A 22,514-nucleotide genomic window follows, 5' to 3' on the forward strand; every position below is an offset into this window, starting at 1 on the left:
CTACGCTTTTAATAGTTTGACCATAAAATTTGTCCCGACACCAACCTGGCTTTCAACCGCTATTCTCCCTCCGATGGATTCGATTTGGTTTTTAGTGATAAAAAGACCGATTCCTTTGGCATCCTTATTTCCGTGGAAGGTTTTGTACATCCCAAAAAGTTTCTCTCCATATTTGTCCAAATCGATTCCCATACCATTATCCTTTATGGACAACTTCACATATTCTTCCTCCAAACTGGCTTCAATGGTAATACTGGCTCTCTTGTCAGGGTCGCGATATTTGATCGCATTGGTCACCAAATTGAGTATAATGCTTTCTATATAAGCAGGAACCCCCTGCACTTTAAAAGAAGTGGGGATCATGATATCTACCACCACCTTATTCTCTTGGATCAAAGCTGAAATATCCGTGATTATTTTACTGACCACTTTCTTTAAAGATATGGTACTAAGCTCTTTTTCTATGCCCAGTTTTACCTGAACGACTTCATTGAGATGGCCAATGGTTTCGTTCAGTCCCTCGGAAGCCCTACCCAACATTCCCATGGTATCCTTTTGTTCTTCCTCGGTTAACTCTCCATCCAGGAGAAAACTGCTTATCATACTAAGATTTGCGGCATGGGAACGAAGATTGTGCGAAACGATGTGGGCAAAGTTCAGAAGACTTTTGTTCTGGTCGGTGGTTACCTGAAGTATGCTCTTTAATTTTTTTTTCGGCTTCGATTCGTGCCGATATGTCTACTATTTGTGATATAAAGTGAGAGATTTCACCTTGCCAGTTTTTAACAGCTGTAACTGTTAAAAGTACGTATACAATTTGTCCATTTTTGTCGAAATATCGCTTTTCGATCTGATACGTCCTTCTCTTTCCTTCAATGACCTGATGCAAAAGTGATAAATCAATTTGTAGATCGTCTGGATGTGTAATGTCTTGAAAAGTCAGTTCTAGGAGTTCATTTTCAGCATAACCCAAACTTCGGCAAAGACTCTGATTTACACTGATGAATTTACCGTCGAGTGCCACCAAAGCCATGCCCACCGAAGAGTTCTCAAATGCACCCTGAAGGGACTCTTCACTTTTTTCGAGCTGCAACTGGGTGGTCTTTAATTCAGAAATATCTTGATTGATGCCTATCATCTTCAAGGCGTTTCCCTTTACATCCCTGATAACTGTCGCTTCAGCCTTTATCCATCGTATCTCACCATTGGACCATGTTATCCTAAAACTGGTGTCCAATGTTTTCTTGCCTTCAATGGCATCCTGAACCTCTTTTGTAGTTCTCTCCAAATCCTCTGGAAGGACACAAGTTTCCCATGCCTTGTAACCGCCTATAAAATCGGATTCTTTGATTCCGTATAAATTGAACATGTTGGAATCCCATAAAAGCTCGTCGTTGGTTACGTCCAGCTCCCAAATTCCGATCCGGGATTTGTCCGTGGCCAACATCAATCGATCACTTACTTTCTTATATTCGATCTCAGCTTTTTTTCTTCTATCGATATCCTGAAAGGTTCCTGTTATTCTAACACATTGTCCATTGATTATTTCAGGTTCGCCGATGGCCCTTACCCAAAGATCCTTGCCTTTAAAGGTTACTATCTGAAGTTCCACATCCCATGGCTCCCCTTTGTCCATCCCATTTTGGACAAGCCTTGTTATAGTATCCCTACTGTCACCTTCTTTATAAAAGGAGATACCTTGCTCCAGGGTTGGTATATAGTCATCTTCGACTTCATGTATCTCCCTAGTAATTTTTGACCAATAAATGGTGTTGTGAATCAAGTCAACTTCCCATCCTCCAATTCTGGCAACTTGTTCGGACTTCAATGATAAAGCTTCATCCAGTTTTTTCTCGGTAATATCCTCCAATACCAAAAGGACTTCATTTATATTTGAGTTATCGGATTCCAGAACATCAACTTTCCATTCGTACCAAATTATTTCCCCGTTTTTCAAAACGACCGGTGCCCTCTGCGAACTATAGTTACCTGTTGATGAGCAATTTCTGATATCCAAAACCAATTCCTCGGGCAAATCGGGCATACTACTGAAAAGGTTCTTGCCTATAATGTCCTCAGATAGATTGAAATGGCCCAACCACTTTTCAGAAACATCAATAATCTCAAAAGTTGTACTTAAAAGGGCCAATGGTACAGGTATTTTTCTAAAGCGAGTATGTGGTATGGTCATTGAAATACTTTCGGTAGCAGCTTAAATTTAAGCTAATAAAATAAAAACTGTTGTAGATACCTACAAAAAAGAGAAGAAAAGGGATAGTATTATTGTCGAATCAGCCTTGAAAGGCTTCTGCTTTTATAATATTTAAAGGTGCTCGACTTATAATAAAAACAAGTCAACCCAATCTCAATTTTTGACAAGAACAGCCATATACCATATGATTTTGAGGTAAGGTGGTTTGTAATAAGGTTACACGTTTTTGGTGTTTTCCAATCCTCAAAGCGAATCAAAAGATTACTGATTACCTTACTGATTCTCTTATAAAACTTCCTTGCCCTGACTGGGTCGTTGAGAACGAAGGCCCATCGGTTTGGACGCCGTTCCAATGTAAATATGATTGCTCAGCATTATCGATTTATCACCAATGGGAGCTTATTGTTGGTGTCCCAGTATCCACCAAAGAAATGTTCAAATTCTGTTACAAAGGAAGAGTTCGCTTGTTTGAGAAAAACATCGTTCACTTTCCTTGTCTTCCGATAAAAATCGATGAAGGTACTTTTCCGTTTCATTATAGTTCTTCATGGTCGCTGGTTTCAGGATAAGGGACACCTTCTCATTAGGGTAATCATCAGGTTCGCTTATGCTCCGAATCCCTATCCCAAATCACCCCTACCGTCTAGTCCATCACTTCCCGACAAAGGAAAATCTTTTAAACTATAAGGCCCTGACAATCATAAACAAATGATATTAATAAGTCTATTCCTACAATTTTAAAGTAGGGTATCCGTTCTGAACATTGTTATATCAATACAAGTATTAACAAATCTCAAAATCTTAATTTTTATGAAACCTTTTTTGAAAAATGTTGGAATTACAATGGGAACAGTCATCATGATGTTCTCCTGTAGTGAGGATAATGCAACTGAAAATCCAGAAGGTGAAACATACAATGCCACCTACAAGATCACCGATGCCCCTGTCGACCATGCGGAAATCGAAGCCGTTTTTGTGACCGTATCCGATGTAAGGGTGGACGGTACCTCCCTGGAGGGCTTTACCAAGACCACATTTGATCTATCAGCCTTGGTCAACGGACAGACCAAGACCTTAGGGGACCTTCAAATGGAAGCTGGGTCCTACAGCACTATCGAATTGGTATTGGACTATGAGGCCGATGTGGACGGGAATGCGCCTGGATGTTATGTCGAAATGGCGGATGGAACCAAGGATAAGATCGAATCCGCTTCGCAAACCATTAATGTTACCGATAGCTTTGAGGTATTTGCAACCAATACCAATGAAATTATCATTGATTTTGATTTGAGAAAAACCCTTAAGGAAGAAGAAGGTACATTGGAAAGCGACTTTAATTTTGTCAGCACCTCTGAATTGAGTGCCGGTCTAAGAACCGTGAACAAAGAGACCACGGGCGAAATTAAGGGAACGGTCAACGACACACAGGACACCTCGGACAAAATCGTGGTCTACGCCTACGAAAAGGGCACTTACAATGCCGAAGTGGAAACGCAAGGGCAGGGCGAAAGCAATATAAGGTTTGCCAATGCCGTGACAAGTGCTGAGGTAGGAGGTATTAATAACTCGTACAGCCTCAATTTTTTGGCGACCGGAGAATATGAGCTCATCTTTGTATCCTATACCAAGGACGGCAATCAATTTTATTTCAACTCCACCTTGGAGGTGGAGTCCACAACAGGACTTGACTTGGGTGCATTGGAGGTTACCTCCGCAATTCAATTGAGCGCCAATGTAACGGTCATCGGCACTTCCTCCTAGTCTACATATCCAGCTATGGTTCTAAAAAGCCCCGGAAACGGGGCTTTTTTTAGCTATTTTCCACCGAAGGCCCTGAGGTCGTCAAGACATGCTTGATCCAAAGGAGGTACGGCCCCTCCACTGATCATATTGACCAAGCCTTCCCCGGTCTCAGCTGTCCAATACATCAAACAGTCTTCAGCGGTACAATGCCTTCCATACTCCACGTCTTGATGCTGGCTCTGTAGCGGTGTTCCCGCGTTTACCAGCCCCAAAAGATGACCAAATTCATGGTCCAGCACCGTACTTTCCAACACGGTTGTACTGGGTGCCAATGGCTGTCCACTAAACTCCCGTATGGTTTCTGAAAACAGCACAAAGGAAGTATTTCTATAGGCTATGCCCAAGACAGAGCCATTTTCTGTATTCTCCGCATATGCTCCATCCAAAAATAGCCCGAACGCCTTGAGCGCTGAACCATCGTTATATGCCGTCCTGATATCATCCTCTATGGTGCGGATATCCGCAACGCTATAGCTTTCCTGACCTGGGGATGTCATTTCAAAGAGTTCAATGCGTATGCCTTGGGGTTTGTTTAGACGACGCTCCAAAAAGTCCGTAAAATGGTCAATCGTTTCGGAGCTGGGCCTCAGTCCCTCCACATAATATAGTTCTAGGTACAATGAGGTAAAGGTCTCATCAACCAATAAATCCTGTGCGGTATCACCTACAGCTTGCTGATTGGGGGTTTTATCCACAGTTTCCCCTATGGGCTGATTGTCCCCACCAGAATCTCCATCAGAAGAACAGCTCAAACTAAAAACAAAGAATACCCAAATAAAGTATTTTCTTGACATATCCATCATACTTATGTTATAGTACCATAACGTTAATATCGCAATTCATTGCAATGGAAAACAATCATTTTTGGACGAGGGCAGCCAACCGATAAAATGAAATTACATAGGACATCATCGCCCTTTAAAAGATCATGCGTTCTATTTTTATTGGCAAATGAACGCAATGGGCGGATTTCCCTGAAGCCATTCCTCAAAGGAATACTGGCAATGTGCTCGAAAGCGCAAATCCCCTAACGAAATCAAACCGCCCTGCCCCATCAGGAAACCATTTATTTTTTCTTACTGGACGTACTTTTTCTGTTTCTTTTTAAAATTCAGTTATAAAAGCAATAAATATTATCATTTTTACTGCTATAACAGTAATTTTATATATAAATATCGAGTTCTCGAGTTAAGCTAGTATAACAGTTAAATTATACTGCTATAACAGTAATTTTATGAGATATTCATTTTGCCAAATCCTTGTTTTAAAAAATTGACCAGCTGGAAAAATACGGTATAATCGTAATTCCATCCAAAGCTTACTAATGAACAGATTGTCCATACCAGTGTGAACAGACAGTTTTTAAAAAGGACCAATACGTTAGACCTTACCAATTTGGTCATTATGAACCCTATTTAATTGATAATATTACAAAAGGCTTGAAAACCTTTATCCATCTAGGCTTCCAGAAATAAGTTAAATGGCCTTCGTTAAAAAGCTTATTCTATAAAATGGAAAAACCACCTAGTAGCATAAATCCCATGTTCGCATACATCAAACACATCCCTTTCTAGTATTCACTTGTAACTACCCTCCATACAATTGTTACAAAAAGCATACATAATTGGAAAATATCCGATTATTTATCAAATATTTTACATTTTATTGTTACTTTTGAACCACTAAATCGGAAAATATCCGATTATCTAGTCATATAGTTACAATATGGATTTTCGAACGAAAATAAAGGATTATACAGAAGGACCTATTTCCAGACATCTAATTTTGGAATTACTTAGTGATTACGATCGCCCTAACGATAAAATCAGTGAGCTGATTAAAAAAAACGAGCTCATATCCATTCGAAGGGGGCTCTATGTAATTGGACCTGAAATGGATCTGCCGTCACCGGAACCTTTTCTCATAGCAAATCACCTAAGAGGACCCAGTTATGTTTCACTGGAAGCTGCACTATTCTACTGGAACTTAATCCCGGAGAGAATTTATGAGATAAGTTCGGCAACTATAAAAACCTCAAAAACCTATAAAACCCCAGTTGGAAGATTTAGCTACCATCAACTAAAGCCACCGTATTACTCTTATGGAATAAAAAGTATAGCATACTCCCCTAAACAAACAGCACTGATCGCTTCTCCTGAAAAGGCGTTGTGCGATAAAATCGTGTTGACACCAAGGGTCAATCTCAGAAGTATCAAGCAAACGCAACAATTTCTATTGGACGATCTTCGAATGGATAGTGAAATATTGAATACATTGAATCCGGAGATTATGGAAACTTGGATTGAAAACGCACCTAAAAAAAACAGTTTAAAAATGCTTATCAAAACATTGAGGTTATTATGATCAAAGAATGGATAGAGGAATATAATCCAAGAAATGAAGAAGAGATATTGTCCGCACTGCGTGAAATAATGCAGGAAATCACATTGGCTGGTTTATCGAGGACCGATTTTTTTGAAAATGCAGCTTTTTACGGTGGGACCGCTCTCAGAATTTTCTATGGGTTGGACAGGTATTCAGAAGATCTGGACTTCTCCTTACTTCAACCAGATTCAAATTTTTCGATCGAACCCTATTTCAAAGCAATTCTGGATGAATTCAAATCATTGGGACTAAATGTAAGTATCAAGGAAAAGAAAAAGACAAAAGAATCAGCGATAGACTCTGCTTTTTTGAAAGCTGAAACCATATGGCAAGAAATTGTACTTGAAGATATCATTAAACAAACCGGGGTACGTTCCAATAGGACCCTGAAAATAAAAATAGAAGTGGACCGACGCCCACCACTTAACTTTACTACAGAAGAAAAGCTATTGCTTAAGCCATTTTCTTTTTATGTAAAGTGTTTTACAGGACCTAGCCTGTTTGCTGGTAAAGTACACGCATTATTATTTAGAAAATGGAAGAATAGGGTTAAAGGCCGAGACTGGTACGATTTAGAGTGGTATATCAAGAAGGGAATTTCTTTGGACCTGAGCCATTTTTTGGCAAGGGCAAAGGACACAAACGACTGGCAATCGGAAAATATTTCTCCTGAAGAGATAATTGAACTGCTCCAAAAAAAAATTGAAGTGGTATCATTTAAAAACATTAAAGAAGATGTTGTTCGATTTATTAAAGATGATACTATTTTAACGATTTGGAGCCCAGAATATTTCCATGATCTAGTTGGGAAAATCAAATTCAAAAACGAATAAAGTCAATTCTCCTTTACCTATTGATACTATGATGAAGTTGGAAATTTGAGATTGAAAAATCAACACCTCAATATTTCAATAATTCAAGTCTGAATTTGATGTAACTGCTTATCGAATAGTTAAACTGAGATAGCTTATTCGGTGAGCAGAATATTTTAGAAGGCTTGAAAACCTTTATCCATCTAGGCTTCCAGAGATAGATTCTAAATCCTCCTTCTCCTCCATCCTCTTACCAATTCTATTTAATCACTCTTAAATGCCCATTTCTTTCAGGAGTACTTGTATCAGCTGGTTCAGTCCCCAACGCTTGACCACCATCTTTTGGACCGTTTAAGGCTTTCATTAGTTTCGACATGTCCATACTGATTTTCTTATCCACGACCCTTGCATATATCTGTGTAGTTGATAGTTTGGAATGGCCCAACAGTTTGGAAACTGTCTCAATGGGAACATTATTGTTCAGCATCACCGTAGTGGCAAAGGTATGTCGGGCCACATGGAAAGTGAGGTATTTATCGATTCCGCACGCCCTGGCTATTTCCTTCAGATAGGCGTTTGTCTTCTGGTTGGAACAAATGGGAAGAAGTCCTTCCCCCGGGGAATCCTTTTCATCCCAGTATTTTTCCAAAATGGCCCAGGCCTGGGGGATCAAGGGAACCTTTACCGCAACGTCTGTTTTTTCACGTTTGGTACTGATCCAACGGTTTCCGTCAAAGCCCTTGATAATGTTTGCCTTGTTCAGGTCCTTTACATCCACATAGGACAGTCCAGTGTAACAGGAGAAGACAAAACAATCCCGAATCCGCTCCAAACGTTGATTTGTAAGCACGGTTCCTTCCAATCGGTGAAGTTCCTCTTCATCCAAAAACTGCCTATCGAACTTTAAATACCTAAATTGTATCTGGTCAAAAGGGTTCTTCTCCATCCACTCCATTTTTATCGCCAGGTTGAGTATTTTCTTGAATCGTTCCAAATGCTTCATCACCCCGTTGTTGCCCAGTGAGAGCTTATTGTTGGCGTCCCGGTATCCACGCAGGAAATGTTCAAATTGCGTTACAAAGGCATAATTCAATTGTTTGAGTAAAACATCGTTCACATTTAATTGTTCCGATAAAAATCGATGAATGTACCTTTCCGTTGTATAATAGTTCTTCATGGTCCCTGGTTTCAGGATAACGGACATCTTCTCATTATGGTAACCGACCAGGTCCCTTAATGTCTTGCCGGTATCATCCTCGCCAAGATAGCGTGATTTGATGGCATTGGCGGAAACCACCCTATGCTCTTCCAAGAGTTCCCTATGGCACACCAATAATGCACCATATACACTGTCCAGATAGGCGTTCAACTCCCTGATGTGAGCTGAACTTCCCCTGACCTTGTTTCTGTTGGTGTCCCAATTTTTCGTGAACACGGTACGCTTTAGACTGATTTCCGATCGTTTTTTATCCACCGTTATGCGTACATAAAGGGCTAATTGATCGGCACTGCGCTTTGATTTTCTGGTATAGAAACTTACCGCGAAGGTGTTTTTTGCTTTCATTTTGCATGACTTTGGTTAAACAATTCCTGTTGAATCGAAAGTCAAATCAGTTACAAAAGCCCTTTAAAGATAGTACAATTTAAGCGAATAGGCGTACACCGAATTACGCACCTGATTACACACCTATTGGTTGATTTTAAATGATATCAGATGAATGCACTAAAAACAAAAAGCACTGAAAATCAAATGATTAACAGTACTTTAATTTTACCTAGTTGATAGGTTGTCGGGGTGGCAGGATTCGAACCTGCGACCTCCTGCTCCCAAAGCAGGCGCGATAACCGGGCTACGCTACACCCCGAAAACAGTTTCAAAAACTGTAACTTTCAATACAAAACTCCTCATATCAAATGGCATACTCGTTGAGTAGACCGCTCGGGCGGAGCCTGTGCCGAGCTAAGTCGAGGTGCTACACCCCGAATTGTATTTGGAAAAAGCGGAGAGACTGGGACTCGAACCCAGGCAGCACTTACGCGCTGACAGATTAGCAATCTGCTCCGTTACCACTCCGGCACCTCTCCTTTATTTCTTATGAACGTGCATTCTGAAAATGCGGATGCAAATGTACCTTTTCAGTTACAAGATCGCAACTATTTTTCCATTTTTTTGATGGAACTTTTCCAACTGCCCTGCTATTCAGGATATTCCACCCGCAAATGATAGATATTAGTAAGCTTTTGCTTCAGAACTTTCTTTACCATCTCAATTTCCTTTAAAGTGATATTCGCATTCAAGTACTGATCGGCTTGCATCTGTCCTTTTACGATTTTCTCGACAAACTCATCAATAATGGCAAAGGTGGGGTTTTTAAGGCTCTTTGATGCTGCCTCAACGGCATCGGACATCATCAAAATAGCCGTTTCCTTGGAAAATGGAATAGGTCCGGGATATTGAAAACTCTCCATATCCACCTCTTTTTCCAATTCCTGCTGTTTCTTATAAAAATAATAGACCACCGTGGTCCCATGGTGGGTACGGATAAAATCGATTATACGGTCTGGTAAATTGTTTTTTCTCGCGATTTCTATTCCATTGATCACGTGGTCTATAATAATCTTTGCACTTTCCTTGGGGGGCAAATCATCATGTGGGTTCACATTGGTGATCTGGTTTTCCGTAAAGTAGGTAGGCTGCTCCATCTTACCAATATCGTGATACAATGCCCCTACCCTAACCAACATCGCGTTAGCACCAATTTCGTTCGCCGCTGCCTCGGCCAAATTGGCCACCTGCAGGGAATGATGGAATGTTCCCGGTGCTTTGTCCGACAGCTCCTTGAGCAGCTTGGAATTAGTATCGGACAGTTCCAAGAGCGACACATCCGAAACCAGCCCAAAGAGTTTTTCGAACATATAAATCAAGGGTTGTGCAAAAAGGGTCAACAAACCGTTCAGCACAAAGACCCCGAACAATATCCATTCTATGTTCTCCAAATTACCCTCGTGGATGGCGTGGAATGCAAAATATCCGATAATATAGATTAGGGTAATCTGACCTACCGAAATGAACAGATTTGCCCTTTTGTAGAGCTCAGAAGCGGTCAAAATGGTCACAATGCCCGCAATGATCTGCAAAAAGATGTATTCAAAACTGTTGGGCACCACAAAGCCAAGGATCAACACGGTCAATACATGAACGAACAGTCCCAATCTAGCATCAAAAAAGTTCTTGAGCACCAATGGTAAAATACAGAGTGGGACCATGTACACATAGTTCTCATAATGCTTGACCATCAAGGTAGTAGCGACCACCATCAACAGTATGTTGAAGAAAATAAAGGTTACCTTGTTGTTGTTCTGAAAGATTTCGTTCCTGTACCTTTTCAAAAAAAGAAATAGCATAATCAGCACCAAGGCCACCAAAATCGTATAACCCAGCAGGATGAAATAGAAATTACTGCCCATCCAGAGCTCAGATTCGTATTCACTCTTGAGCGAGTTCAATATTTTAAAGTCCTCCGATTCCACAATTTCTCCCTTGGCAATAATCAATTGCCCCTGATTCACCTCCCCCCGGGTATAGGAAACTTTGGAAAGTTCATCATTTAGTGCGCTATCGGTCAATACTTCGTCATAAAACAAATTGGCCCTTACCGTATTCTTTATGATTGTCTGCAAAGATGTGGCGCCGGAAATTCCCGAGTCGTTCAAGCGCTGGGAAATGTCTTTTTTGGCCTGGTCCACATTCAGGTAATCACCGGGTGAAATGGGTTGTGCCTCATTGTTCTTCACCACCACGGCAAGCTCGGATTCCGGTAAATTTTGGAATATGCCGTTATCGTAGATTTCATTGATGATTTCCTCGGCTAAATTTCTGAGCGCTTGGCGCTGTGACGAACTGTAGGGTTCCGATTGAAAAAGCAGGTTCAATTCTTGGGCCACTTCCGTTTGCACATCGGAAACCGTAGCCGTATTGTAGGTAAAGTAATCCGTTTTGTTTTTTCGGATGGCGGACTTCTCGGCTTCTATTTCTTCGGGAGTCTTCTGAATGGAAAAGTCGATTGGGGCGTACAGATTTTCATATTGCCATGGCTTTCCTCTCTGAAACTCGTATTTGAACTTTCCGCCCTTTGGGAAAAAGAACACAATCAAGGCTACCGAAACCACATACAGGAAATATTTATAGACCAGTGATTGGTGCTTGTATACGTTATCCAGTGTTTTTCCCATTCCTTATGCTGTTAACCTCAAAAATAGAAAATATATATCACAAGTCGGTTGGCTTGCCTTCTTATGGTTTGCATTTAAATTTAGTATTTTCGCAGGAGTAAAAATGCACATATGAAAAAAGTAGTAATCGTATCCGCCGCAAGAACCCCAATTGGGAGCTTTATGGGAGCCTTATCTACCGTTCCTGCCCCAAAATTGGGCGCTGTGGCCATAAAAGGCGCTTTGGACAAGATTGGTCTTAAGCCAGAACTGGTTGAAGAAGTATTGATGGGAAACGTGGTACAGGCCGGAACTGGACAGGCCCCAGCGAGACAGGCCGCTATTTTTGCCGGAATTCCGAACACTGTTCCCTGTACCACGGTGAACAAGGTGTGTTCTTCGGGCATGAAATCGATCATGCAAGGGGCACAATCCATTGCTTTGGGCGAAAATTCCATTGTTGTGGCCGGGGGGATGGAAAATATGAGTTTGATACCGCACTATGCCTACATGCGAACAAGTACCAAATTTGGTCCTTCCACTTTGGTGGATGGTATGCAAAAAGATGGTCTTGTGGATGCCTACGACCAAAATGCGATGGGTGTATGCGCCGATGCCTGCGCCACCGAATACAAGTTTAGCAGGGAAGATCAGGATGCCTATGCCATCCAATCCTACAAAAGATCTGCCGAGGCCTGGAAAGCCGGAAAGTTCAATAATGAGGTAGTACCCGTAGAGGTGCCCCAACGCAGAGGAGAGCCCATTATAGTTAGCGAGGACGAGGAGTTCAAGAATATAAAATTGGAAAAAGTACCCGCATTAAGGCCTGCTTTCACCAAGGATGGAACGGTGACCGCCGCAAATGCTTCCACCATCAACGACGGGGCAGCGGCAGTAGTGCTTATGAGCGAAGAGAAAGCCAAGGAACTGGGACTTACCCCATTGGCCACGATAAAAGGGTATGCCGATGCTGCCCACGAGCCGGAATGGTTTACCACTGCACCGGCAAAGGCATTGCCTAAAGCACTGGACCGAGCGGGAGTTTCCATTGAGGATATTGATTATTTTGAGTTCAACGAAGCCTTCTCGGTAGTGGGATTGGCCAACATGAAAATTCTAGGCCTCACCGATGCCAACGTTAACGTTAATGGTGGTGCGGTTTCCCTAGGTCACCCATTGGGATGCTCAGGTGCCCGGATAACCATTACCCTTTTGAACATATTGGAACAGAACAATGCCAAATTGGGAGCTGCAGCCATTTGCAATGGTGGTGGTGGTGCGTCGTCCATTGTTCTGGAAAGAAATTAGTGATTCAATCCGTACCGTAAATGCAATATGGAATTTGTCCTCTAAGCGTTGTTCCTATTCGAACAAATCCGGACGATGGTGCCGAAATGTCATCCCAATTATTATATGGGGAGCATTTCAAAGTTTTGGAAAGTCGAAAAAAATGGAGCCGTATACGGACCGCTTATGATAAATTTGAAGGTTGGATAGCCAATAATCAGCTAACGTTCATTTCCGAACCTGTTTACCATGAATTGGAGGGCTTGGAGACCCAAAAAGTCTGTTCCGACCTAATTTCCCATATCTGCACGCATGATGGCATGTTATTGCCCATTTTAATAGGCTCCATGGTCAATGCGCCGACTTTACTGCAACATTCCTTTGAGGGCAGCGTATGCCATGGTAAAAAATCGAAAGAGAGTTTGGTCGACACGGCCACCTTATACCTAAAGGCCCCCTTTTTGGCCGGAGGTAAGACCCCTTTTGGGATAGACTGCTCGGGCTTTACGCAAATGGTTTATAAAATAAATGGATATACGCTGGCCAGAAAGGCCGTGGAACAATCCAAGCAAGGCGAAGCGTTGAGTTTTATAGAGGAGAGTGAACCGGGAGATTTAGCCTTTTTTGATGATAACGAAGGGATTATCGACCATGTAGGCATCATATTGAAGGACAACTACATTATCCATGTGAACGGTCATGTCCGGATTGACAGAATAGACCATACTGGCATATTCAATACCGAGGAAAAACTGTACACCCATCAACTTAGGGTCATTAAAAAAGTGATATAAAAAAAGCCCCAACATATGGGGCTTTCTTTTTATAATCTTTGGGATGATGACTACTCTCCCAATAGCTTTTTAATCCTCATGAAGTTTTCATTGTCGCCCAAGGCGCCGTAGATATTCTTCAATTGAGTAAGGATGCTTTCGTTGTCTGGATTGGATTGTAGCGCATCTTCCAAAACGGTAGCACCTTCCCTAAACAGGCTGTCCTTTTTATCTTTAAGCTCGTCATACTTGGCAATATCGGCCTTGGAAGTACCTAAAGCGTTCATTTCGTCGATAAGGCCGTTACCTTCGTTTACGTAGGTTGTGGAAAGGTTCAACAATGCATTGATGTATCCAGGATCAATGGCCAATGCTTTTTTATAGGCATCCCTTGCATCTTCCAAATTGCCTTGCTCCATGTTGATTACACCAATATTGTAGAGCAAATCTGGATTGTCCGGGGCCATGGCAGATGCCTGTCCCATCAATTCCTTAAACTTCTCCTTATCGCCCATGGTGTAGTGCAAGTTAGCCTCGCCCAAAACCAAGTTGACATCGTCCGGATTTTCCGCCCTTGCATCGGCATAAGCTGCAATCGCTTTTTCATTTTCTCCCATTTGTTGGTAGATCAACGCGATATTTTTAACGATTTCTGGCTTTTTGGATGGATTCACTTCTTCTTTGGGATCCTTGTGCGTTCCCGCTTTTACATAAAGGTCTCGGGTCGACTTGTCCATGGTCTCTGTTTCTCCAGTTTCCACATTCACTGCTGTGTAGGTCACAGATTCACCGTTATAACCGAGGTCCTTAAGCTCCTTATAGTATTTAAGGGCTTCATCGTAGTGTTGTCCATTCACGGCACTACTGGCCGCGTAGTATAGATACACGGTATCGCGAGGGCTAAGTTTATAACCCATGTACAACTTTTCGGCAGCTTCGGCAAACTTTTGGTTGTTGTTGTCCTCAACGGCGGCGTTGACCAAATCAGCGGTCATTTGTCCCATTTTCTCCCGGGCAACAGAAGTATACTTTTCCTTTCCGCTGGCTTCTTCCACGGCGATCACCTTTTTATAGGCATCCAAAGCGGATTGGAAGGAGGCTACGTCGCCTTTTTTGGCCAATTCGTAGTTGGCATTTCCCAAAAGGGCATAATACTCGGCCTGATCTTTTTCCTTGGCCGAATCAATGGTAGAAGCAGCACTTACCAATGCAGCTTTTGCTGCTGCGGCATCACCGTCCTTTAACGCCTTTTCCGCCGTCTTCATCTCATCCTTTTGGGCAAAACCCATTGCGGATACTCCTATGGCTGTTAGTATTAATAATCTTGTTTTCATGTTTAAAATTGAAATTATTTAGTGTTTATCGATTACTCCTTAATATACAAATTATTGTTATTCGTCCCTATTTTCATCAATAGCCGTGCCATCTTCTCCTTTTACCTCGATGTCACGTATATCGACCTCATCGACATCATCGTCTTCCTTAACGACTTTGGCCACTGCGGCGATGGAATCGTTATCCTTAAGATTGATCAAGCGCACCCCTTGGGTAGCCCTTCCCATAACTCTTAGGTCCTCAACCCCCATTCGTATGGCAATTCCCGATTTGTTGATGATCATCAGGTCATCCGTATCCGTCACATTCTTAATGGCGACCAAACCGCCAGTTTTCTCGGTAATGGAAATGGTTTTCACTCCTTTTCCGCCACGGTTGGTAATACGGTAATCCTCTATATTGGAACGTTTCCCGTAGCCTCTTTCGGAAACCACCAAGATATCGTCCTCAAAATTGTGTACCGAAACCATACCTACAACTTCATCGTTGTCATCGGCCAAGGTAATACCACGAACTCCGGATGCATTCCTGCCCATTGGCCTTGTCTTGGATTCCTCAAAGCGAATGGCTTTCCCTGATTTAAGACCAAGGAATATCTGACTGGTACCTGTGGTCAGTTTAGCTTCCAAAAGCTCATCATCCTCACGAATGGTGATGGCATTGATACCATTTTGTCGTGGTCTGGAATACTGCTCCAAAGATGTCTTTTTGACCGTACCCTTCTTGGTGGCCATAATCACAAAATGACTGTTCACATACTCCTCGTCCTTTAGGTCTTGGGTACAGATAAAGGCTTTCACCTTATCATCCTGCTCAATATTGATCAAGTTTTGGATGGCCCTACCCTTGGATGTCCTGCTTCCTTCCGGTATTTCGAAAACACGCATCCAGAAACACTTTCCTTTTTGGGTAAAGAACAGCATATACTGGTGGTTGGTACCCACAAATAGGTGTTCCAAAAAGTCCTCATTACGGGTGGATGAGGCTTTTTGCCCCACTCCTCCCCTGTTTTGGGTCTTGTATTCGGAAAGTGGTGTTCTTTTGATATAACCTGCGTGGGAAATGGTAATGACCACTTGTTCATCAGGAATCATGTCCTCAATGCTCAAATCTCCACCGGCATAATTGATTTCAGACCTTCTGTTGTCACCGTATTTATCCTTGATTTCCAAAAGTTCATCTTTGATGATCTGCATTCTGCGCTCTTTCTTCTCCAGAATGTCCTTAAGGTCTTCAATGGTTTTCAACAATTCGGCATGTTCTTCGCGCAGTTTGTCCTGTTCCAGACCTGTCAATTGACGCAAACGCATTTCCACAATGGCCTTGGCTTGGACTTCTGTCAACTTGAAACGCTCCATCAAACTGTTTCGGGCTTCTTCCACATTGGCCGACCCTCGGATGATGGCTATGACCTCATCTATGTTATCGGAGGCTATGATTAGTCCTTCCAAGATATGGGCCCTGTCTTCAGCTTTCTTCAGCTCGAATTTGGTACGTCTTACAACAACCTCATGCCTGTGCTCTACAAAATGGTAGATAATGTCCTTGAGATTCAACAATTCTGGCCTTCCGTTGACAAGTGCGATATTGTTCACACTAAAAGAGGACTGAAGCGCCGTGTACTTGTACAACATGTTGAGCACAATGTTCGGAATCGCGTCGCGCTTTAGAATGTAAACGATACGCATTCCGTTCCTGTCGGACTCATCACGAATGTTGGATATGCCTTCTATTTTCTTTTCGTTGACCAGGTCCGCGGTTTTTTTGATCATATCCGCCTTGTTGACCTGATAAGGAATCTCGGTAACAACGATACATTCCTTTCCTTGCACCTCTTCGATATTGGCTTTGGCACGCATCACTACGCGACCGCGGCCAGTATGGAAGGCCTCTTTTACACCATCATACCCATAAATGATTCCCCCTGTTGGGAAATCGGGAGCTTTGATGTGCGTAATCAATTCATCGATTTCGATGTCATTGTTATCAATATAGGCAACGGTACCGTCCACCACTTCGGAAAGATTGTGGGGCGGCATATTGGTGGCCATACCTACGGCAATACCCGAAGCACCATTTACCAAAAGGTTGGGAATACGGGTAGGCAGTACTGTGGGCTCCTCAATGGTATCATCAAAATTGAGCTGATGATCTACGGTATCCTTATCGATATCGGCCAACATCTCTTCGGCGATCTTGCGCATTTTGGCCTCGGTGTAACGCATGGCCGCTGGACTGTCACCGTCCACGGAACCAAAGTTACCTTGGCCATCGACCAACATATACCTAAGGCTCCATTCCTGGGCCATACGGACCATGGTATCATAAACGGAAGAATCACCATGTGGGTGATACTTACCCAAAACCTCCCCTACAATACGGGCCGATTTTTTGTGCGAACTATTGGCCCTTACCCCTAAATCGTGCATTCCGTAGAGCACTCTTCGGTGGACCGGTTTTAAACCATCACGAACATCTGGCAGGGCACGTGACACAATGACCGACATTGAATAATCAATGTAGGCAGATTTCATCTCATCCTCAATGTTGATAGGAATTAACTTTTCTCCTTCCGCCATCCTTATTTTGTATTGTTATTTTGTGGTTAAATTATCATGGCAATATACAGAAAATAGCAGCCTTTATAGCCCTTTGCGAATACTTTATTAAAAAAATTATCAACAGTTGGGCTATTGCGGAAGTTGCCATAATAAAGGTTTGTTAAATCGCCAAAAAACATTAATTATTCCGACATTTACCATTACTTTATCGAATAAGGGTACGGTATTTGACCACCATAACAATACTTTTATTAATTTTAATTGCTGAAAGAGAAACGTATGGACGATAATTTTTCCCCCCGCGTAAAGGACGTTATAGCATACAGCAAGGAGGAAGCCCTCAGACTGGGCCATGACTTTATTGGCACGGAACACTTGATGCTTGGTCTTTTAAGAGACGGAAATGGCAAAGCCATAAATATATTGGATGCACTCGATGTGGACTTGGACCACCTGCGTAGAAAGGTGGAAATCCTGAGCCCGGCAAACCCAAATACGGGCACTATGCAGAAAGATAAGAAGAACCTTCACCTCACCCGCCAAGCGGAACGGGCGTTGAAGACCACTTTTCTGGAAGCAAAGCTTTTCCAGAGTTCTTCCATCAACACAGCGCACCTGTTGCTCTGTATTCTGCGTAACGAGAACGATCCGACTACCAAGCTGTTGCACAAACTGAAAGTGGATTACGATAATGTCAAGGAACAATTCAAATCCATGATCACCAGCGACGATGATTATATAGACACACCCCAAGCGGAATCTTTCCCTGGGGACACAGACGATATGGGAGATAGCAAAGAAAGTTCCTTTGGCTCCGGTGCTTCCCAAAAAGGAAGCAAAAAGTCCAAGACCCCGGTTCTGGACAATTTTGGACGGGACCTTACCCGCTTGGCCGAGGAAAACAAATTGGACCCCGTTGTGGGCAGGGAAAAGGAAATTGAGCGCGTTTCCCAAATATTGAGCAGGCGCAAAAAGAACAATCCACTCCTTATTGGTGAGCCCGGTGTGGGTAAAAGTGCCATCGCCGAAGGATTGGCATTGCGCATTATCAACAAAAAGGTTTCCCGAATCCTGTACAACAAAAGAGTTGTGACCTTGGATTTGGCCTCTCTGGTAGCTGGAACCAAATATCGTGGACAGTTCGAGGAGCGGATGAAAGCCGTGATGAACGAATTGGAGAAAAACGATGACATCATACTTTTCATTGATGAGATTCATACCATCGTAGGAGCCGGTGGGGCAACGGGCAGTTTGGATGCTTCCAACATGTTCAAGCCTGCATTGGCAAGGGGCGAAATACAATGTATCGGTGCCACCACACTGGACGAGTACAGACAGTACATTGAAAAAGACGGTGCCTTGGAACGTCGTTTCCAAAAGGTAATGGTTGAGCCCACCTCTGTGGAGGAAACTATCGAAATCTTGATGAACATCAAGGCCAAGTACGAAGAGCACCACAATGTCAATTACACGGACGAAGCCATTTTGGCCTGTGTCAAATTGACCAACAGATATATGACCGACCGTTTTCTACCAGACAAGGCCATAGACGCCTTGGATGAAGCTGGTTCGCGTGTACACATCGTCAATATGGATGTTCCCAAACAAATCTTGGAGCTGGAAAGCCAATTGGAAGATGTGCGCGAACTAAAGAACAGTGTCGTCAAAAAACAGAAATACGAAGAGGCGGCCAAACTGAGGGACGACGAAAAACGTCTTGAAAAGGAATTGGCCACCGCTCAGGAACGCTGGGAAGAAGAAAGCAAACTGCACCGGGAAACCGTTACCGAAGACAATGTGGCCGATGTAGTTTCCATGATGAGCGGAATTCCCGTAAATAGAATTGCACAAACCGAAAGCAACAAACTGGCCGAACTGCCCAACCTCATCAAAGGTTTTGTTATCGGTCAAGATGAAGCGGTATCCAAGGTTGCCAGGGCCATACAACGGAACAGAGCAGGACTTAAAGACCCGAACAAACCCATAGGTTCGTTCATTTTCTTGGGACAGACCGGTGTCGGTAAGACCCAGCTGGCCAAAATCTTGGCCAAGGAACTCTTTGACTCCGAAGATGCCCTTATAAGAATCGATATGAGCGAGTACATGGAAAAGTTCGCCATATCGCGATTGGTGGGAGCGCCTCCCGGATACGTAGGCTACGAAGAAGGTGGACAATTGACGGAAAAAGTTCGTCGCAAGCCATACTCCGTTGTGCTACTCGATGAGGTGGAAAAAGCACACCCGGATGTATTCAATATGTTGCTGCAGGTATTGGACGATGGCTTCCTAACGGATAGCCTTGGGCGCAAAATCGATTTTAGGAATACCATCATCATCATGACCTCCAATATTGGGGCCAGACAGCTGAAGGATTTCGGGCAAGGCGTTGGTTTCGGAACAGCTGCCAAAAAAGCGCAGGCCGACACCCACCAGAAAAGTGTCATTGAAAACGCCCTGAAAAAAGCTTTTGCCCCTGAATTCTTGAATAGAATAGACGATGTAGTGGTCTTCAACCCGTTGGAGCGGGAGGATATCCACAAAATCATCGATATCGAACTCAACAAACTGTACCAGCGCATCAAGGATATTGGTTACGAACTAAAACTATCCGATGAAGCCAAGGATTATATTGCTGACAAAGGTTTCGATAAACAATATGGGGCACGACCGCTAAAGAGAGCCATCCAAAAGTATATTGAGGATGCTCTGGCGGAAGAAATCGTAAATTCCAAATTGGAAGAGGGTGATAGCATCTTTATGGAACTTGACGAGAAAAAAGAGGAACTCACCATCGAGATTAAAAAAGCAGAGAAATCACCTGAAGCCGAAAAGTAACTTCATAGGATGATGATAAAAAAGAAAGCTGACAGTCGTCAGCTTTTTTTTATGCCCGTAATTACCGTACATACGATATTTTAGCGTTTAATCTATTATTTTTTCGTTAAGTGTGATCCGCACATACTTTCGTGAGCGAGACACTATAATTACACTTGGGGATGAAAATAACTTCTAATAAGAAGACTGTGGTGGTACGCGAGTATCAGCTGGAGGTGGGAACCGTGCAGGTCTTTGACAACTACATGGTCGCTTCTTTCGATGAAGGTGCCACCATAACACTGGAGAGGACCTATCAAATCATTGGTATTTCGGAAATACATTTTAGGGACAAGGACTTTGGTTACATCAGCCTGAGAAAGAATTCCTATGCGATAGACCCTACCGTGTACAATTATTTGAGGGGGTTGGACAACCTCAAGGCCTTCGCCATCGTTTCCAAGAAAGAAATTGATATGCACAATTTCAATATTGAAAAGATGTTCTACAAAAAACCCATGGAGTTTTTTATCGAATATGACAATGCCCTGGCTTGGGTACAAAAAAGACTAGGTCTCAAAAAAGGCCGGAACAGCGCTTAATCCTCAAGCATTGTCCTTTTGTTCCACTTCGGGTTGACGAAATAGCTCCTTATAAGCGTTCCCGATATGTTCCACTAAATCGGATGCCTTCATGGCCTCATATCCTTTTACAGACACCGCCAAATCTCCCGCCAAGCCGTGCAGGTAAACACCAAACATCGCAGCTTCTAAGGATTCGTATCCTTGCGCGATAAGACCCGTGATCATTCCAGTGAGCACATCTCCCGAACCAGCGGTTGCCATACCGGGATTCCCCGTAGTGTTTACATAGCCTTTATCCTTGTATACGGTAATCGTATGCGCCTCTTTAAGTACAAGGACCACGTCATACTTCGCCGAAAAGGCCATGGCTTTTTCCAATTTTTCAAAATCTGAATTCCAATAGCCCATTAGGCGAGCCAATTCTTTCGGATGGGGGGTCAGTACCGACATTTTCGGCACATCATTCAACATTTCCGGGTTTTGGGACAAAATGTTCAACCCATCGGCATCGATTACCATGGGCGCGTCGGAACTCTTCAAAAAACTGGCGTAGGCCGAAACCGTATCATCGTCCATGCCCATTCCCATACCTACCCCAATAACGGTGGCCTCAAAAGGGATTTCAATATCTGAAATATACTTTTCACGGGAACCTGTCAAAACCATAAGCTCTGGAACCGCAGTTTGTAGGGAATCGTAACCGCATTTGGGCACAAAGGCCGTAACCAAGCCGCTACCAACACTCAAACAGGCATTGCTCGCCAATTGAACGGCCCCAATTTTCCCATAACTTCCTCCTATAATGACCGAATGGCCATAATTTCCCTTATGTGAAAATTTTAATCGAGGTCGATAAAGCGGCAAAACCTCTGGTCTGCCAATCAATTCAAACGCAGTTTCGGTCTTGGCAATGTAATCAGCATCAAGACCTATATCCAAAATTTCCCATTGGTTGAGATACACACCTGTCTCTGGCAAAAAGAACACCAACTTTGGAAATTGGAAACTAAGCACATAACTGGCCTGTATCACGTATTCGGGTTTCCATGGAGCTTTGTCCACAGGCAACCCCGAGGGAATATCAACGGATAAAACAAAGGCCTGGGAAGCATTGATATGGGCAATCAAATTTCCCACCCAATCATCTGGGGCACGGTTGAGACCTATTCCAAAAATAGCATCTACAATTATGTCATTGGCCGATAGTTCAGGCAGATCACTTTCCTCAGCGATCACATTGGGCCAGACTTTGCTCTCTTTTAAGCGTTTCAGATTCAGCAGAAAATCCTCCGAACGCTTATCGCTATAATTCACCACATGTACCTTGATGGAATAACCATGTTGCTCCAACATCCGAGCCAGTACCAAACCATCGCCACCATTGTTACCAATGCCGCAAAACAATTGAATATTTACTTGGGTGCCCCGCAAACGGGAATGCAACCATTCAAAAAGTTGTGTAGCAGCGTGTTCCATAAGCTCCTCGCTCTTTATCTGTTCTTTTTCAATTGTGGATTTATCAGCTTGATAGATTTGATTGGCAGAAAATATTTTCATTCAGCAAAAAATATGGTGTATTAATACAGATTTCGCAAAACCAACTCGTATGATTTGATGCGGTTATCAAAAATACTACATTTAACACCTCAATTGTGAGCAATGGAGATAAAACAAACGGATAACAACTGGAATTTGATGAATACTAGTTCATCTATCTTCACCATTAACATTACCAC

Annotated in this window: 15 protein-coding genes and 2 tRNA genes; 7 read left to right on the forward strand and 10 right to left on the reverse strand. The window is 42.9% G+C overall.

Translation table 11 applies throughout. From position 1 onward, the window contains the following. Window positions 1–603 (reverse strand): ATP-binding protein, encoded by a 603-nt coding sequence (locus tag GGE08_RS16205; RefSeq protein ID WP_179385387.1) that lies wholly within the window; start codon window positions 601–603, stop codon window positions 1–3. A 1-nt stretch (window position 604) separates the two neighbouring features. Continuing rightward, entirely contained in the window at window positions 605–2,191 is a 1,587-nt protein-coding gene (locus GGE08_RS13355; RefSeq protein ID WP_179385388.1) for a PAS domain-containing protein, read from the reverse strand. An 864-nt stretch (window positions 2,192–3,055) separates the two neighbouring features. On the opposite strand from GGE08_RS13355, the gene GGE08_RS13360 reads away from it, so the two are divergent. Continuing rightward, the gene (locus GGE08_RS13360; protein WP_257024038.1) at window positions 3,056–3,973 is read left to right on the forward strand and encodes a DUF4382 domain-containing protein; all 918 of its coding nucleotides are present in this window, start codon (window positions 3,056–3,058) and stop codon (window positions 3,971–3,973) included. Window positions 3,974–4,026: 53 nt separating this feature from the next. Here the strand turns inward: GGE08_RS13360 and GGE08_RS13365 are convergent, their stop codons facing one another. After that, complete coding sequence (locus GGE08_RS13365) at window positions 4,027–4,809, reverse strand: membrane metalloprotease (protein WP_257024039.1); 783 nt, start codon at window positions 4,807–4,809, stop codon at window positions 4,027–4,029. A 931-nt stretch (window positions 4,810–5,740) separates the two neighbouring features. Between GGE08_RS13365 and GGE08_RS13370 the strand changes: the two genes are divergently transcribed. Then, complete coding sequence (locus tag GGE08_RS13370; RefSeq protein WP_179385390.1) at window positions 5,741–6,379, forward strand: hypothetical protein; 639 nt, start codon at window positions 5,741–5,743, stop codon at window positions 6,377–6,379. Beyond that, window positions 6,376–7,233, forward strand: coding sequence for a nucleotidyl transferase AbiEii/AbiGii toxin family protein (locus GGE08_RS13375; RefSeq protein ID WP_179385391.1), 858 nt, complete (start codon window positions 6,376–6,378; stop codon window positions 7,231–7,233). Before GGE08_RS13370 ends, GGE08_RS13375 begins: the two co-directional genes overlap by 4 nt. Window positions 7,234–7,471: 238 nt before the next feature. Here GGE08_RS13375 and GGE08_RS13380 read toward each other — a convergent pair whose 3' ends face one another. The 4 genes from GGE08_RS13380 to GGE08_RS13395 all read right to left on the reverse strand — a co-directional run bounded on the left by GGE08_RS13380 (window position 7,472) and on the right by GGE08_RS13395 (window position 11,445). Continuing rightward, on the reverse strand, window positions 7,472–8,776 hold the full coding sequence (locus GGE08_RS13380; RefSeq protein ID WP_179385392.1) for a site-specific integrase: 1,305 nt from the start codon (window positions 8,774–8,776) through the stop codon (window positions 7,472–7,474). A 226-nt stretch (window positions 8,777–9,002) separates the two neighbouring features. Next, a tRNA-Pro gene (locus GGE08_RS13385) sits at window positions 9,003–9,077 on the reverse strand. A gap of 136 nt (window positions 9,078–9,213) precedes the next feature. Continuing rightward, window positions 9,214–9,297 (reverse strand) — tRNA-Ser (locus GGE08_RS13390). Between the two features lie 111 nt (window positions 9,298–9,408). Continuing rightward, on the reverse strand, window positions 9,409–11,445 hold the full coding sequence (locus tag GGE08_RS13395) for an HD family phosphohydrolase (protein ID WP_179385393.1): 2,037 nt from the start codon (window positions 11,443–11,445) through the stop codon (window positions 9,409–9,411). Window positions 11,446–11,556: 111 nt separating this feature from the next. On the opposite strand from GGE08_RS13395, the gene GGE08_RS13400 reads away from it, so the two are divergent. Together GGE08_RS13400 and GGE08_RS13405 are read left to right on the forward strand one after the other, a co-directional pair. Beyond that, window positions 11,557–12,732 (forward strand): acetyl-CoA C-acyltransferase, encoded by a 1,176-nt coding sequence (locus GGE08_RS13400; RefSeq protein WP_179385394.1) that lies wholly within the window; start codon window positions 11,557–11,559, stop codon window positions 12,730–12,732. 20 nt (window positions 12,733–12,752) lie between these two features. Further along, complete coding sequence (locus GGE08_RS13405) at window positions 12,753–13,505, forward strand: C40 family peptidase (protein ID WP_179385395.1); 753 nt, start codon at window positions 12,753–12,755, stop codon at window positions 13,503–13,505. A gap of 50 nt (window positions 13,506–13,555) precedes the next feature. Here the strand turns inward: GGE08_RS13405 and GGE08_RS13410 are convergent, their stop codons facing one another. Together GGE08_RS13410 and gyrA are read right to left on the reverse strand one after the other, a co-directional pair. Beyond that, on the reverse strand, window positions 13,556–14,818 hold the full coding sequence (locus GGE08_RS13410; RefSeq protein ID WP_179385396.1) for a tetratricopeptide repeat protein: 1,263 nt from the start codon (window positions 14,816–14,818) through the stop codon (window positions 13,556–13,558). A 57-nt stretch (window positions 14,819–14,875) separates the two neighbouring features. Next, a complete protein-coding gene (gene gyrA, locus GGE08_RS13415; RefSeq protein ID WP_179385397.1) occupies window positions 14,876–17,398 on the reverse strand; it encodes a DNA gyrase subunit A in 2,523 nt (840 codons plus the stop codon). A 261-nt stretch (window positions 17,399–17,659) separates the two neighbouring features. Here gyrA and GGE08_RS13420 point away from each other — a divergent pair, with 261 nt between their 5' ends. After that, complete coding sequence (locus GGE08_RS13420) at window positions 17,660–20,215, forward strand: ATP-dependent Clp protease ATP-binding subunit (RefSeq protein WP_179385398.1); 2,556 nt, start codon at window positions 17,660–17,662, stop codon at window positions 20,213–20,215. Window positions 20,216–20,376: 161 nt separating this feature from the next. Further along, window positions 20,377–20,796 carry an STAS/SEC14 domain-containing protein gene (locus GGE08_RS13425; RefSeq protein WP_179385399.1) on the forward strand — a complete coding sequence of 140 codons (420 nt, stop codon included), beginning with the start codon at window positions 20,377–20,379 and terminating at the stop codon, window positions 20,794–20,796. A gap of 3 nt (window positions 20,797–20,799) precedes the next feature. Here the strand turns inward: GGE08_RS13425 and GGE08_RS13430 are convergent, their stop codons facing one another. Next, the gene (locus tag GGE08_RS13430; RefSeq protein WP_179385400.1) at window positions 20,800–22,335 is read right to left on the reverse strand and encodes an NAD(P)H-hydrate dehydratase; all 1,536 of its coding nucleotides are present in this window, start codon (window positions 22,333–22,335) and stop codon (window positions 20,800–20,802) included. Between the last annotated feature and the right edge of the window lie 179 nt (window positions 22,336–22,514).

The organism is Allomuricauda sp. ARW1Y1 (assembly GCF_013407935.1).
GTDB lineage: Bacteria > Bacteroidota > Bacteroidia > Flavobacteriales > Flavobacteriaceae > Flagellimonas.